The organism is Arcticibacter sp. (assembly GCF_053551015.1).
In genome coordinates, this window is sequence record NZ_JBMQOB010000022.1 from 352,187 (window position 1) to 368,002 (window position 15,816).

Annotated in this window: 14 protein-coding genes; 9 read left to right on the forward strand and 5 right to left on the reverse strand. The window is 46.5% G+C overall.

All coding sequences use genetic code 11. The features are described 5' to 3' along the window. Positions 1 to 142 precede the first annotated feature (142 nt). Positions 143 to 1,528, forward strand: coding sequence for a DNA repair protein RadA (radA, locus tag ACO1NU_RS16825; protein ID WP_448819658.1), 1,386 nt, complete (start codon positions 143 to 145; stop codon positions 1,526 to 1,528). Between the two features lie 41 nt (positions 1,529 to 1,569). Here the strand turns inward: radA and carB are convergent, their stop codons facing one another. Then, entirely contained in the window at positions 1,570 to 4,389 is a 2,820-nt protein-coding gene (gene carB / locus ACO1NU_RS16830) for a carbamoyl-phosphate synthase large subunit (protein WP_448819659.1), read from the reverse strand. A gap of 245 nt (positions 4,390 to 4,634) precedes the next feature. On the opposite strand from carB, the gene pnuC reads away from it, so the two are divergent. From pnuC to ACO1NU_RS16845, 3 genes are all read left to right on the forward strand, one after another. Continuing rightward, on the forward strand, positions 4,635 to 5,249 hold the full coding sequence (pnuC, locus tag ACO1NU_RS16835; RefSeq protein ID WP_448819660.1) for a nicotinamide riboside transporter PnuC: 615 nt from the start codon (positions 4,635 to 4,637) through the stop codon (positions 5,247 to 5,249). Next, positions 5,228 to 5,764, forward strand: coding sequence for an AAA family ATPase (locus tag ACO1NU_RS16840; protein WP_448819661.1), 537 nt, complete (start codon positions 5,228 to 5,230; stop codon positions 5,762 to 5,764). Before pnuC ends, ACO1NU_RS16840 begins: the two co-directional genes overlap by 22 nt. A 290-nt stretch (positions 5,765 to 6,054) precedes the next feature. Continuing rightward, positions 6,055 to 6,852: a TerC family protein gene (locus ACO1NU_RS16845; RefSeq protein ID WP_448819662.1), complete on the forward strand. Its 798-nt coding sequence runs from the start codon at positions 6,055 to 6,057 to the stop codon at positions 6,850 to 6,852. Between the two features lie 55 nt (positions 6,853 to 6,907). Here the strand turns inward: ACO1NU_RS16845 and ACO1NU_RS16850 are convergent, their stop codons facing one another. Further along, positions 6,908 to 8,095, reverse strand: a complete 1,188-nt coding sequence (locus ACO1NU_RS16850) for a class I SAM-dependent rRNA methyltransferase (protein ID WP_448819663.1) — start codon at positions 8,093 to 8,095, stop codon at positions 6,908 to 6,910. A gap of 55 nt (positions 8,096 to 8,150) precedes the next feature. Between ACO1NU_RS16850 and ACO1NU_RS16855 the strand changes: the two genes are divergently transcribed. From ACO1NU_RS16855 to ACO1NU_RS16870, 4 genes are all read left to right on the forward strand, one after another. Then, positions 8,151 to 8,486 carry a tRNA-binding protein gene (locus ACO1NU_RS16855; RefSeq protein WP_448819664.1) on the forward strand — a complete coding sequence of 112 codons (336 nt, stop codon included), beginning with the start codon at positions 8,151 to 8,153 and terminating at the stop codon, positions 8,484 to 8,486. Between the two features lie 16 nt (positions 8,487 to 8,502). Next, positions 8,503 to 8,973: a nucleoside deaminase gene (locus ACO1NU_RS16860; RefSeq protein WP_448819665.1), complete on the forward strand. Its 471-nt coding sequence runs from the start codon at positions 8,503 to 8,505 to the stop codon at positions 8,971 to 8,973. Positions 8,974 to 9,054: 81 nt separating this feature from the next. Beyond that, a complete protein-coding gene (locus ACO1NU_RS16865) occupies positions 9,055 to 9,657 on the forward strand; it encodes a superoxide dismutase (RefSeq protein WP_448819666.1) in 603 nt (200 codons plus the stop codon). A gap of 54 nt (positions 9,658 to 9,711) precedes the next feature. Next, positions 9,712 to 9,879, forward strand: coding sequence for a hypothetical protein (locus ACO1NU_RS16870; protein ID WP_448819667.1), 168 nt, complete (start codon positions 9,712 to 9,714; stop codon positions 9,877 to 9,879). Positions 9,880 to 9,900: 21 nt separating this feature from the next. On the opposite strand, the gene ACO1NU_RS16875 is transcribed toward ACO1NU_RS16870, so the two are convergent. Then, on the reverse strand, positions 9,901 to 10,842 hold the full coding sequence (locus ACO1NU_RS16875) for a LysR substrate-binding domain-containing protein (protein WP_448819707.1): 942 nt from the start codon (positions 10,840 to 10,842) through the stop codon (positions 9,901 to 9,903). A 103-nt stretch (positions 10,843 to 10,945) separates the two neighbouring features. Here ACO1NU_RS16875 and ACO1NU_RS16880 point away from each other — a divergent pair, with 103 nt between their 5' ends. After that, a complete protein-coding gene (locus ACO1NU_RS16880; protein ID WP_448819668.1) occupies positions 10,946 to 12,439 on the forward strand; it encodes a catalase in 1,494 nt (497 codons plus the stop codon). A gap of 68 nt (positions 12,440 to 12,507) precedes the next feature. Here the strand turns inward: ACO1NU_RS16880 and glmS are convergent, their stop codons facing one another. Beyond that, positions 12,508 to 14,340, reverse strand: coding sequence for a glutamine--fructose-6-phosphate transaminase (isomerizing) (glmS, locus tag ACO1NU_RS16885; protein WP_448819669.1), 1,833 nt, complete (start codon positions 14,338 to 14,340; stop codon positions 12,508 to 12,510). 66 nt (positions 14,341 to 14,406) lie between these two features. Beyond that, positions 14,407 to 15,765 (reverse strand): DUF4270 domain-containing protein, encoded by a 1,359-nt coding sequence (locus ACO1NU_RS16890; protein WP_448819670.1) that lies wholly within the window; start codon positions 15,763 to 15,765, stop codon positions 14,407 to 14,409. Positions 15,766 to 15,816 lie beyond the last annotated feature (51 nt).

A 15,816-nucleotide genomic window follows, 5' to 3' on the forward strand; every position in this document is an offset into this window, starting at 1 on the left:
CCCAGACACTCCGTCAGACATTCGAAAAAACAGGCCCCTGAACCCTGCCGTAGCATATGCAAGATAGAAAGGTGTCTCAGCTACATTAATTCGGCAATTGCCACATCATAGTAGTAAATTCGTCCTAAATAGAATAGAGAAATTGGCAAAAACGAAATCTGCATACTTCTGTCAAAGCTGCGGCTACGAGTCAGCAAAGTGGCTGGGCAAGTGTCCTTCATGTAATGAGTGGAATTCATTCGTCGAAGAGGTAATACAAAAACCAGGTAGTTCTGTGCCTGAGTGGAAAGGATCAGGCAACAGCACAAGAGCTGCAAAGCCTTCCGCGATTCATGAAATTACTTATAAAGAGGAAAGCAGATGGATAAGTCCTGATGCAGAATTTAACCGTGTGCTCGGTGGAGGCATTGTTCCTGGCTCGCTCGTCCTGATTGGAGGCGAACCCGGCATCGGTAAGTCAACCCTGATGCTCCAGCTGGCTCTCCACCTGAAAGAACGGAAAATCCTGTACATTTCGGGCGAGGAAAGCGAACATCAGATTAAAATGCGTGCAGAAAGGCTCAGTACTCAGACTCCTTCAAAACAGGGGGGCGTATATATCCTTACAGAAACATCTACGCAAAATATATTCAAACAGATCGAGCTCATGCAGCCTGACCTGGTTGTGATCGACTCTATACAGACGCTCCATTCTGCTCATATCGAGTCCACCCCCGGAAGCGTATCCCAGGTCCGCGAGTGTACAGCGGAACTCATGCGCTTCGCTAAAGAAACCTCAACTCCAGTCTTCCTCATCGGACACATCACCAAAGACGGATCCATTGCCGGCCCGAAAATACTGGAACACATGGTAGACACGGTACTTCAGTTTGAAGGCGACCGCCACCATATCTACCGAATACTAAGAGCCGTCAAAAACCGTTTTGGCTCCGCGTCTGAGTTAGGAATCTATGAGATGCAGGGAGCTGGGCTCAGGGAAGTTTCAAACCCTTCCGAAATACTGCTCTCTCAACGTGACGAAGAGCTTACCGGCATAACCATTTCAGCCATGTTAGAAGGCGTAAGACCGATGCTAATCGAAACACAGGCACTTGTTAGCCCCTCGGCCTATGGAACGCCCCAGCGGTCTGCAACAGGCTTTGATACGAGAAGATTGAACATGCTGCTTGCGGTGCTTGAAAAGAGATGCGGATTCCGCCTTAGTGCTAAAGATGTATTTCTGAATATTGCAGGTGGTCTGCGTGTTGAAGATCCCGCAGTAGATCTGGGCATCATTGTGGCCGTCATCTCCTCTCACGAGGATATTTCAGTATCCTCTAAAATCTGCTTTGCTGCCGAAGTAGGCCTTTCCGGCGAAGTAAGGGCGGTAAACAGGATAGAACACCGGATTGCTGAAGCCGAAAAGCTTGGCTTTGAACGAATTTTTATATCGAAGTATAATAAAAAGGGACTCGATCTCAGCAGATACTCCATAAAGGTCGAAACAGCCTCCAAGATCGAAGACGTGTTTACATCCTTGTTCGGATAAACGACAAAAAAAAGGCCGCTTTAAAAGCGGCCTTTCTAATTCTATTTACTTAGATACATCGATTTCTCTTTGTACAATTTAACAAAGTACGGATCTTCCAGATCCTTAATGAAGCGGATCGCTTCACCTGTAGACTTCATCTCAGGACCCAGCTGTTTCTCCACCTCAGGGAACTTATCAAAAGAGAATACAGGTTCCTTGATGGCGTAACCCACCAGCTTACGCTCGATCGTGAAGTCTTTCAGCTTATTCACACCCAACATCACCTTCGCGGCGATATTGATATAAGGTACATCATAAGCCTTAGCTATGAAAGGAACCGTACGTGATGCTCTCGGATTCGCTTCAATCACATATACGGCTTCGCCCTTAATAGCAAACTGTATATTCAGCAGACCTCTTACGTCCAGCGCTTTTGCAAGCTTGATCGTGTACTCTTCCATCAGATCCGTAACGTTCTTTGACAGATTGAACGGAGGAAGAACAGCACTTGAGTCTCCCGAATGGATACCTGCCGGTTCTATATGCTCCATCAGACCTACAATATGTACATCATCACCATCACAGATACTATCTGATTCTGCTTCTTCTGCACGATCCAGGAAATGGTCAATCAGCACCCTGTTTCCAGGAAGGTCGCCCAACAGCTTCACTACGGCTTTTTCCAGATCCTCATCATTGATCACGATACTCATACCCTGACCGCCCAATACATAGCTCGGACGAACCAGAACAGGATAACCTACCTCAGCAGCAACCTGAATCGCTTCTTCAGCACTTTCAGCAACACCATACTTCGGATAAGGAATACCCAGATCTTTTAAAAGATCCGAGAACCGGCCCCGGTCTTCTGCAATATCCATATTGTCAAAAGATGTACCGATGATCTTGATTCCCTTCTCATGCAGCTTTTCAGCCATTTTAAGAGCAGTCTGGCCACCCAGCTGAACAATTACACCCTCTGGCTTCTCCAGATCGATGATCTCACGCACATGCTCCCAAAATACCGGCTCAAAATAAAGCTTGTCAGCCATGTTGAAGTCAGTCGATACCGTCTCTGGATTACAGTTTACCATGATCGACTCGTAGCCGGCTTCCTTAGCCGCTAAAAGGCCATGAACGCATGAGTAGTCAAACTCGATACCCTGACCGATACGGTTAGGACCTGATCCAAGTACAATAATCTTTTTCTTATCAGACGGGAATGACTCATTCTCGTCTTCATATGTTGAGTAATAGTACGGTGTCTGCGCCTGAAACTCTGCCGCGCAAGTATCCACCATCTTATAAACCCGCTTAATACCAAGCTCCTTGCGGCGCTCGTAAACATCGTCTTCTGTAACGGAGTTACCCAGTAACCAGGCGATTTGAACATCAGAATAACCCTTCTGCTTCAATGTCAGGAAGAAGTCCTTCGGAATATTCGTCAGCGAATATCTCTTGATCTCCGTTTCAAGAGCAACCAGCTCTTGTATCTGAACCAGGAACCACTTATCAATTCGGGTTGCCTTGCGGATTGACTCTAATGGTACACCCATGCTCATCGCATCCTTGATAAGGAACAAGCGGTTCCAGCTTGGATGCTCCAGTCCGTGCATGATCTCGTCCAAATTGCGGCACTGTCTTCCGTCAGCACCTAAGCCTGAACGGCCGATCTCCAAACTCTGGGTGGCTTTCTGAAGCGCTTCGATGAACGTACGGCCAATAGCCATTACCTCACCAACGGACTTCATCTGCAGTCCCAGTTCCATATTTGCTCCCTTGAACTTATCAAAATTCCATCTCGGAACCTTTACGATAACGTAATCAAGTGTCGGTTCGAAGTATGCAGAAGTAGTCTTTGTAATCTGATTCTGAACCTCGTCCAGGTTATATCCGATGGCGAGCTTAGCAGCGATCTTCGCGATAGGGTAACCGGTCGCCTTCGATGCAAGTGCTGATGAACGTGATACTCGTGGGTTGATCTCGATAGCAATGATCGATTCATCTGCTGGATTAACCGAGAACTGCACATTACACCCTCCGGCGAAATTACCGATAGCGCGCATCATCTTCATTGCCTGATTACGCATATCCTGGTAACAACGGTCGCTCAATGTCATAGCCGGAGCCACAGTGATCGAGTCACCGGTATGTACACCCATCGGATCGAAGTTTTCGATAGAACAGATAATGATCACATTATCCTTGTTGTCTCTCAAAAGCTCCAGCTCGTATTCTTTCCATCCCAGAACAGCCTGCTCTACCAACACCTCATGTGTCGGAGATGCCTGCAGTCCGCGACTTAAAGCAGCGTCAAAATCTTCTTTCTTGTGAACGATACCACCTCCGGTACCTCCCAATGTGTAAGAAGGCCGGATAACCAGCGGGAAACCAATCTCCTGCGCAGCCTCTTTACCTTCAAGGAAAGAGTTGGCAATTTTGGATTTAGCAACACCTACTCCGATATCCACCATCAGCTGACGGAATTCCTCACGGTTTTCAGTCTTCTCAATGGCCGCAACATCAACACCGATTACGCGAACATTATATTTAGCCCAAATGCCTCTTTCTTCAGCCTCTTTACATAGATTTAATGCTGTTTGTCCTCCCATGGTTGGCAAAACAGCATCGATCTGACGCTCCGAAAGAATTTGTTCCAAACTGTCGCAGTTTAGCGGAAGCAGATAAACGTGATCTCCGATCACCTTATCTGTCATAATTGTCGCCGGATTGGAATTAATGATGGAAACTTCTATCCCTTCATCTTTAAGAGATAGTGCAGCCTGCGATCCTGAATAATCGAATTCGCAAGCCTGACCGATAATAATTGGCCCTGAACCGATTATCAGGACTGATTTAATAGATGGATCTTTTGGCATAGGGTTGTTAAAGTCAAAAGTTAAATCGAAGTCTTAAGACTTCATAACCAGCGAGATTTCCTATGCTGTTTATGAAAATCCCGGCCTGATTGTCGGGATGCAAAGGTACGGAATAATAATACTTTTAATTATATAAAGTACAAAAAAAACAAACATCTTTTACAGTCCCGCTTAAGCCCTCGAAAATTTCAACAATCACGCCTTCCACTTGCAGCCCTTTGGGGTTTTTATACCTTTGCAAGGTGATGACCGCCAGCCTCAGTTTCGGAGAACTAATTCTCAGTCAACTCGTTCAGACATCCGCGCTCGAATGGCTCGGTACCATTACCGGATTTCTATGCGTCTACCTTGCAGCCAAAGAAAATATCCTGAACTGGCCCATATCCATCATCAGCGTCCTCAGCTACGCCGTATTATTCTTCGAGTATCACCTCTTCGGTGATGCTGCCCTGCAGATCTACTTTCTTGGAACGGCCATCTATGGATGGTATTTCTGGAGAAAAAACCGGCAGGATGACCAAAAACCCGTTGTTTCACTCAGGCCGCGGGAGTACGTTATCGTCGTTGCTACTATTATCGTACTATCAGGGATCCTGGGGCTCTTTCTCGATCATTTTACACCCACTGACGTCCCTTATATCGACGGTACCTGTACGGCCATCAGCTTCGTTGCACAGGTCTTACTTACCAGAAAGGTCCTTCAGAGCTGGATACTTTGGATTATTGTCGACATCATGTATGTGCCCTTGTATCTATACAAGCAACTGGCGCTTACAGCAATTCTCTACATACTTTTTCTAGTCATAGCAGCCATCGGATATAGGGATTGGAAAACAACATGGAAAACAACACAAGCATAAAAAAGATAGCTGTGGTCGGACCTGAATCTACAGGGAAGTCCACCATTTCGGAGCAGCTTGCCGATCATTATCAAACCGTGTGGGTTCCCGAATACTCCCGGGAATACTGCAGCAAGCTTACCGGGCCATGCAGCTGGGAAGATGAGATTAACATGTTCAGAGGGCAGCTCGCCCTCGAAGAAGAGCTCCTCCCTAGCGCAAATAAATTGCTCATTTGCGACACAACATTCATCACAGTCAAAATATGGAGCGACTATGTCTTTGGGAAAGCTCCGGAAGAGGTTCTCAGCGAATTACCTAAGCGACATTACGACTTATACCTCCTGATGGACATCGATCTCCCTTGGGAAGATGACCCTCTTCGAAACTTTCCTGACCTCCGGGAATACTTTATGGGCGTCTGGAAAGAAGAACTTGAAGGGCTAAATGCCAATTACGCCATTATCAACGGGACTCAAGAAGCGAGAAAAAACCATGCAATCGATACAATTAATGAATTCTTTAACCTGTTTTAACACATATTATGCAGGAATTTTCATAGTTTTACGATAACACCAAGCAGAAAAAGAGTGGCCGTCAATATACATACGGATCCTCTTTATCGATAGAATAAAACGAATCGCCTGATGAGGCACGAATGTAGCGCGGGACTGAGAGGATGAAACATTTTGTGCCAGGTGTTCTTTAATCCTGACTTAGCTCTCCTAAGTATACGTTCTTTTTTAGTTAATGATTAAAAAACCTTCTGCTCTTCAGAAGGTTTTTTTGTTTAAACATACTTTAACTAGATTCGCAAAAAACAATCATGGAACTACTCTCCAATCCGGAAATCTGGATATCCCTTCTTACCTTGACCGTTCTCGAAATCGTTCTCGGAATAGACAACATCATTTTTATTTCTATATTATCCGGCAAACTACCTGAACACCAGCAGAAAAAAGCGCGCCAGCTCGGTCTGGCTCTTGCCATGATTACCCGCATACTGCTTCTGCTTTCACTCAGCTGGGTAATGTCATTGACCGACCCGATGTTCAACCTGGGCTCCTGGATAGGCCTAAGCGATCCTGACTGGCTCGAAAAAACTGCCATCTCCGGAAGAGACCTTATTCTTCTGACCGGAGGCTTGTTCCTGCTTTATAAAAGTACGGCCGAAATCCATGATAAGCTGGAAGGTCACGAGCATGAAACAGGTATCAAAAAGACCTATTCCTTCGCGGGAGTAATCGCACAGATTCTGGTGCTCGACGTGGTATTCTCACTCGATTCTGTTATCACCGCAGTCGGAATGGCAGACGAAGTAATGGTCATGATTGCTGCCGTTGTCATCTCCATTATCGTCATGATGTTCTCCGCAAGCTCCATAAGCTCCTTCGTAAACAAACACCCGACAGTTAAAATGCTGGCACTTTCGTTCTTACTCCTGATAGGCGTCTCGCTTATCGCTGAGGGACTTGATCAGCATATTCCAAAAGGATATATCTACTTCGCCATGGCGTTTTCCGTAATGGTTGAAATGCTCAACCTCAAGGTAAAAGGCTCCTCCAAGGCACCTGTACATCTGAAGAACTTCCCCGATGGGGATGAGGTCAGCAAGCAGGGATAAATGCCCATAAAAAGGAGCACCAATAGTGCTCCTTTTTATAACATTCTCAAATTCTTTATACGATCCGGCAGAAGAGTCCCTTCAGGTATTCTCCCTCCGGAAAGGAAGACCTTACCGGATGATCTTCCGGTTGGCAGAACTGATAGATATACTGAATCTCCCTTCCTGCATCAAGGGCAGCCCAGGCGAGTATCTGCTTGAAATGGCTGATATCCACAGCTCCTGAACAAGAAAACGTAGCCAGTAGGCCACCACTGTTCAAAAGCCCCATGGCCATCCGGTTCAGGTCCTTATAGGCTCTCGAAGCTTTATCAAGCGAAGATCTAGATGGTGCATACTTCGGCGGATCCAGCACAATAACATCAAACTTCTGCTGCTCCTCTTTCAGTGTCCGCAGATACTTGTTTACGTCCGACTGAACCGCAACATGTTTCTTCGTACCGAAGCCATTTAGCTCGATATTCTGCTTTAACGTTTCGATTGCCAAAGCAGAACTATCAACGCTAACCACCTCACTGGCGCCGCTCTTCAATGCATTCAAGGTAAAGCCTCCTGAATAGGAAAAGCAATCCAGCACCTTTTTATCCTGAGCATAGCCTGCAACAATCCTTCTGTTCTCCCGCTGATCGCAGAAAAAGCCTGATTTCTGTCCCTCCGCTATATTGATATGATACTTCAGTCCATTCTCTACTACCTCAACAAACTCCGGTGGCTGCTCGCCGTAAAGAGTCCCAAAGGAGGCTTCCATTCCGTCATGTGCCCTTGCTGAAGCATCACTCCGGTCAAATACGCCCTTTACCTTCAGCAGGCTCACCAGTTCGCTCACAATGATATCTTTTACCTTCTCTATTCCCGAGGTCAGTATCTGTACCGAAAGATAGTCGGCATAACGGTCCACAATCAGTCCCGGCAAAAAGTCCGCTTCACTAAAGATAAGTCTGCAGGTATTCGTCTCCGCTGATGCCAGCAGATCTTTCCTCGCCGAAACCGCTCTGCGCACCCGCATTCTCCACCATGATTCATCAATCATCACGTCCTCGTTCCATTCCAGCAAACGCACTGCTACGCGCGATTGGTCATTGAAAAATCCCCGGGCCAGAAACGCTCCCGAATGATCCTTCACCTCCACAATCTCACCGTTCTGCGGCTTCCCTTTTATTTGTTCAACCGCTCCCGAAAATATCCAGGGATGCAATTGACGTACTGCTTTCTCTTTTCCTTTTTTTAGACGCACTTCAGACATAAGATCAAAGGTAATACGATCGTTTCAAATTCTCGTATTACTGCTACATTTGCTTATGAACGAGATTACATGGAACGACTTTGAAAAAGTAGAACTCCGGGCAGGCACTATCCTGGAGGTACTGCCATACCCTGAAGCACGGAAGCCTGCTTACAAGATCAAGGCTGATTTCGGCGACTGGGGAATAAAGTGGAGCAGTGCGCAAATTACCAAACGGTACTCGCCTGATGAACTGATCGGGCAACAGATCATCGGTGTCATCAACTTTCCAAAGAAACAGATCGGCAAATTCATGTCCGAATTCCTCGTAACCGGCTTCGCAGATGAAAACGGTGACATCGTGCTCTCCACCACTCAAAGCCCAGTTCCAAATGGTTCCAAATTGATATAACGTATTTACACACAAGATGAGATATATAAGCTTTACAGACGACCCGGTAAGTCCGCCTGACGAATTATTTATGAAGGAAGCCCTGAAAGAAGCCCGTAAGGCTCTCGATCAGGATGAAGTCCCTATCGGTGCGGTGATCGTGAGCAAAGGAAAGGTAATCGGCCGCGGCCATAACCTCACTGAGCGCCTTAACGATGTTACCGCTCATGCCGAAATGCAGGCTTTTACTGCCGCTGCAAGTTATCTGGGAGGTAAATACCTGAAAGATTGCACCCTGTATGTAACCATTGAGCCCTGTGTCATGTGCGCCGGCGCATCATACTGGACGCAGATCAGTCGCATTGTCTACGGAGCGCATGACGAAAAAAGAGGATTCAGCAGGATCAGCCCCGCACTCACACATCCAAAAACAGAAGTGAGCTCCGGCGTACTTCAGGAAGAGTGTGCCACGCTCGTAAAAGACTTCTTCCTGAAGAAAAGGAAGTAAATTGACACTGTGCTGAACAAAACACTTATACAAAAGTTATATTTGTGCAGCTTAAAAATTAAACTTATAAAACTTAATATTATGGCTTTTGAACTTCCTGCGTTACCATACGCATCTGACGCCCTTGAACCGAATATCGACAAAGCAACAATGGAAATCCACCACGGAAAGCACCATCAGGCTTATGTTGACAATTTGAACAAAGCTATCGCTGGTACCGATGCTGAAGGCAAAACAATCGAAGAAATATTAGCGAATATCTCTTCTTACCCGGCGCCTGTACGCAACAACGGTGGTGGTCATTACAATCACAGCCTGTTCTGGACTGTATTAGGCCCTAACGGTGGCGGCGAACCTACAGGTGAGCTTGCTGAAGCGATCAATGAGGCTTTCGGTTCATTCGAAGACTTTAAAAAGAAGTTCGCTGAAGCCGGAGCAACCCGCTTCGGATCAGGATGGGCTTGGTTATCCATCTCTTCAGAAGGAAAACTTCAGGTTTCATCTACTCCAAACCAGGACAACCCTTTAATGGATGTTGCCGAAGTTAAAGGAACTCCAATCCTGGGTCTTGACGTTTGGGAGCACGCTTATTACCTGAAATACCAGAACAAGCGTCCTGATTATATCGCGGCATTCTGGAACGCAGTAAACTGGTCTGCAGTTGCTGAGCGCTTCAAAAAATAAGTTCTAAAAACATTTCATAAAAAGTAGTGTACTTAACTGTATACTACTTTTTTTATGGAAAAGAAAATCACATACCTTTCAGCACTTTTATTTATCAGCATGCTCTCAAGCTGTGAGCTTGTTGGCGACATATTCAAGGCAGGCGCCTACGTCGGCATATTCATGGTGGTAGCCGTCCTGATATTAATCTACTGGCTGTTCAGCTTCTTCAGAAGGAGATAAAATACCGGAAGGCCGGAGTTCTTACATAAAGCCTTCCAGTATTTCTTTCTTTGAGTTGCTGATCATTTCCTCCGGTAAGGACTCCACTATCTCCTTTTCAAGAGCAGAGATAATGCCCCGTTTCAAAAAATTACGGTGGGTCACAATGCTGATTTCGCGTGCAGGCACCGGATCCTTAAACCGCCTTACCCGTTTAGCTTCTTCTTTATTCAAATCCATAATACTCAGCTCCGGCAGTACCGTAATCCCCGTATTAATATCTACCATTCGCTTAAGCGTTTCAACGCTGCCCGTGTTATACTCAAAGGGCTTCAGCTTGTTTAGCTCAACCTTTTTGCTGCACAGGTTCAACACCTGGTTCCGCATACAATGCCCCTCATTGAGCAGCCACAGGTCATTTATGTCAATATCTTCAGCAGTGATGCTGCGCTTATTTAAAACAGCGTTCCCCTTAGATGCATATATCGCGAAGGCTTCATAAAATAGCGGAAGCTCATTCAGCGTCTTATCATCGAGAGGTGTTGACAGGATGCCGCAGTCCAACAAGCCAACTTTCAGTTTCTGAACGATCTGCTCCGTCGTATATTCCCAAATCAGAAGCTGCACCTTCGGATACTTCTCCATGAACCTCGTAATAATCTTCGGCAGGAGATAAGGCGCTACCGTCGGGATCACACCTACCTTGATCACTCCGCTAAGCTCTTTCTTGTACGAGTTGATGATCTCATTCAGGTTATCAGCTTCCGCCAAAATGACCCGTGCCTGGTCGATAACCGGGATGCCTATCTCTGTCGGAACAACAGGCTGTTTACTCCGGTCAAACAGGATGACTCCTAATGTATCCTCCAGCTTCTGGATTTGCATACTCAGGGTGGGCTGCGTAACGAAGCATTTCTCCGCTGCAACAACAAAATTCCGGTACGTATCAACCGCAACAATATACTCTAACTGAACCAGGGTCATATAGGGAAAATCTATGTATTCATAGCAAATATCGATTTTTCCCATCCATTTAAAAGCCTCATCTTTATCTAAGATTTAACAAAGACGTTATAATTCCAAGTACATGGCTACTAATAAACAGAAACTTACCACCGCATCCGGAATCCCTTATTATGAAAATGAAAACTCCATGACGGCGGGCCCCAGAGGTCCGGTTCTCCTTCAGGATTTCATTCTTCACGAGAAAATGGCACACTTCAACAGAGAGCGCATCCCCGAGCGTGTCGTTCATGCAAAAGGCTCCGGTGCCTACGGAACTTTCACTGTTACACACGACATCTCTCAATATACCCGCGCCAAAGTATTTAACCAGATCGGGAAGCAAACAAGGGTATTCCTTCGCTTCTCAACTGTAGGCGGCGAAAAAGGATCTGCCGATACTGAACGTGACCCGCGGGGATTTGCCCTCAAATTCTACACAGAAGATGGCAACTGGGACATTGTTGGAAACAACACCCCGGTATTTTTCGTGAAAGACGCAAAGAAGTTCAGCGACTTTATCCATACACAGAAGAGAGATCCTTATACCAACTGCAAAAGTGCAACCATGATGTGGGACTTTTGGTCACTTAATCCGGAAAGCCTTCACCAGGTAACCATCCTGATGTCTGACCGTGGAACGCCCTACAGCTACCGCCACATGCACGGTTTCGGCAGCCATACCTTCTCCCTGATCAACAAAGACGGAGAGCGTAACTGGGTAAAATTCCACTTCAAAACATTACAGGGCATCAAGAACTTTACTGATGCTGAAGCTGCTGCGATGAGAGGTACCGACCCGGATTGGGCGCAGCGTGACCTGGTACAATCCATCGATAAAGGTGATTTCCCTAAATGGGCCCTCAAAATACAAATCATGTCAGAAAAGCAGGCCGAGGAGTTCCGCTGGAACCCTTTCGATCTGACCAAAACCTGGCCACAGGGCGACTTCCCACTTATCGACGTGGGTGTACTTGAACTCAACGAAAACCCTGACAACTATTTCGCCCACGTGGAACAAGCGGCCTTCGCCCCGGCCCACGTCGTTGATGGAATAGGCTTCTCTCCCGACAGGATGCTCCAGGGAAGAATACTTTCCTACACGGATGCACAGCGTTACCGTCTTGGAACAAACTACGAACACATCCCGGTAAACCGTTGTCCTTACATGGTGAATAACTACCAGCGTGACGGTGCCATGCGAATGGACGGAAATGGCGGATCATCTCCCAACTATTCCCCCAATAGCTTTGATCATATAGAAGCGGATCCTGCTTACAAAGAGCCCGGATTACCTATCCCTGCAACAACTGCTGATTGGTATGATCGTAACGCGGAAGGAGAAAATGATCATTATACGCAGCCCGGAGATCTTTACCGACTATTGAGCCCCGCTGATAAAGCGAACCTGATATCGAACATCGTGGGATCAATGAGTGGCATCGAGGGGCCGAAGAGAGATGAGATCGTGAACCGCCAGCTATGCCATTGGTTCAGAGCCGACCTTAGTCTCGGCATCGGCGTCGCCAAAGGTCTGAACGTCGACCTGGATGCTGCGATGAAGCACATGCCGGCTTAATACATGCCCCTTAAATAAAAAAGAGCCGCCTGAATAAATCAGGCGGCTCTTTTTATGTTCTTTTCTTTCTACTCAACGGTAACCGACTTGGCCAGGTTACGTGGCTGATCTACATTACAGCCTCTCAGAACAGCAATGTGATAAGAGAGTAACTGTAGTGGTATAGTTGCCAGAAGTGGCAGATAGGCTTCGTTGCAGGCCGGTATCTCAATGGTGTAATCCACCATCTCCTTCACCGTTTTATCGCCTTCCGTAACAATCGCGATGACCTTTCCTTTCCGTGCCTTTACCTCCTGAATATTGCTGATCACCTTCTCGTATGAGGAGTTTTTGGTCGCAATAAAGACAACCGGCATATCTTCGTCGATCAGGGCAATAGGTCCGTGCTTCATCTCTGCAGCAGGATATCCTTCAGCATGTATGTATGAAATCTCCTTCAGCTTAAGTGCACCTTCCAGTGCTACCGGGAATCCGCTTCCGCGGCCCAGGAACAAGCAGTTCGAAGAATCTTTAAATTTCTCAGCAATCTCGGCAATCTTCTCATCCGACTTCAATGCCTGCTCAATCAGCGCAGGGATCGAATCCAGCTCTGTCAGCATGCTAACCAGGTCTGATTTCTTGATCGTACCACGTTGTTGTGCCATATAGAGAGCCATCAGCGTCAGAACAGTCACCTGAGCGGTAAACGCCTTCGTTGAGGCAACGCCGATCTCAGGACCGGCATGTGTATATACACCTGCTTCTGTGATCCGCGGAATGGAAGACCCAACCACATTACAGATTCCGAAAATGGTCGCTCCACGCTCTTTAGCCAGCTCAATAGCGGCCATGGTATCTGCTGTTTCACCCGACTGGGATATCGCAATAACAATATCCTTCTCCGAGATAATCGGATTTCTGTATCTGAATTCTGACGCATATTCCACCTCTACAGGTATCCTCGCATATTCCTCAATCAGATACTCACCAACAAGTCCCGCGTGCCATGACGTACCACACGCAATGACCACGATGCGTTCCACGTTTCTCAGCTTATCTGCATATTCCTTTATACCTCCCAGCTGAACTTTTCCATCATTCGGATAAATGCGCCCGCGCATACAATCCCTGACAGAACGTGGCTGTTCATAGATCTCCTTCAGCATAAAATGCTCAAAGCCGCCCTTCTCAAGCATCTCAAGCTTCAGCGAAAGCTCCTGTATGTAGGGAGTCTGGATGATATTATCGATGGTCTTTACAACGAGCTCGTCGCGTTTTACAAGCGCAATCTGCGAGTCCTTCAGGTAAATAACATTCTTCGTGTATTCCACTATAGGTGTCGCATCAGAAGCGATGAAGTACTCGCCTTCACCCACGCCAATCACCATAGGGCTTCCTTTACGGGCAATGATAAGCTGATCAGGATCGTCCTGACTCATGATCACGATAGCATAGGCTCCTATAACTTCGTTCAGCGCAAGCCTTACGGCCTCCAGAAGATCGCTTGTATCGGTATGAATATCCTCTATCAGGTGGATTAGGACCTCAGTGTCGGTGTCACTGCTGAAAACATGGCCCTTCGCCTGAAGTGCCTCCTTGATGACCGAATAGTTTTCAATGATCCCGTTATGGATGATCGAAAGCTTGCCATCCCCCGAACGATGCGGGTGAGAGTTCCGGTCAGACGGAGCTCCGTGAGTAGCCCAACGGGTATGCCCCATCCCCATCGTGCCCGATTTATTTTCGTGAAGCGTATGAGCTTCCAGATCTGATACTTTTCCCGCCTTTTTGTGAATTTTCAATCCACCATTCATCAATGCAACACCGGCACTGTCGTAACCCCTGTATTCCAGTCTTTTAAGACCTTTGATGACAATATCCCAGGCTTCGCGATGACCTATATATCCTACGATTCCACACATATAAAATTAATCATTGAGGGGAGCGAAATTATAAAAAAAAATAGCGCAACACAGAAAAGCCTGATATTAATCAGGCTTTGTATAATAAATGTTCAACTTAATCTTGCTATTCACATGATTATTTCCCGCCAGAACGGAGCGGGCAGCTGTTGTTAGCACCGGCGCGATATTCGCCGACTGCGTATTCAGGAAGTTTTCATCAATAGGAGCGATATACGTACTGTATTGCTTATCCTTTCCATTTACCAGATTCTGGATATAGCTGCTGATATTGAAAACATAACGTTTTTTGTCTTTGTCGTAAGGCGAACCCAGGAAAGATACCTGATCCGCAGCCTGACGCTGACCTGCAATATCTGTACGGTAGAGATTCAGACGGGGAACCGGCTTAAAGATCGATTCTGAGCCTGGCTCCACATACACAACCAACTCAGCTTTGTTAATAGCTACATTTCCAAGTGCGCGTATTGCATCCAGATTCGTGAACGTCACCTTAGTCCGCAAACCAGCAAGTGGTTGAGCGAAAACGGTGCTGTATGACTGCTGAGGATTGTTCAGCTGGGTCTGCACTGCCGTGGTATAGTTATGTTTGATCGCTGCAGCCGTCGTTGTCTGGCCCAGACCGAAAACAACCCTATTCGTGTCTACAGTAGACCCTGTTGTTGATTTGTAGTAAACTTCCAGTCCGCTTACGCCGGCAGAGGCAAGATCGAAATAGGCAACTCCGCCTCTTCCGTCGGGTTGTTCTTTCCTGACTTTCACGTACAAACCTTTGATATGGTTCTGAAATGCAGCAGCATTGGCAAACTTATCGGAACTAGCATTCAGGAAGTACGTTCTCATGAACTCAGCCGACATCTTGATACGAATCTGAGGCACAACCTTTTGCAGCGTGTCACGACCGCCCTTAACGATCTGGGTAACACGAATGCTGTCATTCCACCTGAAACGGTTTACGTTTGCCAACTGCCCTACCACATTCGTACTGTCATAATTCCACTTGCGGTTTGTATAGTAGGAAGACGTGGAGATATAGTTTTCCTTAAGTTGGTGAACCGTCACATTGTAAGTGGTATTGGTCGAATCGCCGAAAAAGCCTTTTCCATATTTTAGAACCAATACTCCCGAATCCAGGGATGCTGTTGAACCGAAGCTCACAGCCGACGAAGGCAGAGCAAGACCCATAGCCATCGCTGCATCAGTCCTTCCCAGGGCCGGGTCGGTGATAGATCCCAGAGGAAATTGCGGCTGATTGGTAGCTAGTACACTGTCTTCTCTCACAGTTACAGTGCTCACATTAAAATCTTCAATATAATTGCTCTTGAGCGTATCGTTAGGATCCAGCCCAATCGTATCAGTCTTCTCACAACTGCTGAAAGCAACCAGACTTACCAGAATGAATAAGCCCCTGCTTAAATAGTTCATATGTGTATAATAATTCTTTGTCATTCAATATTTCGCGCTAAGATATAGATT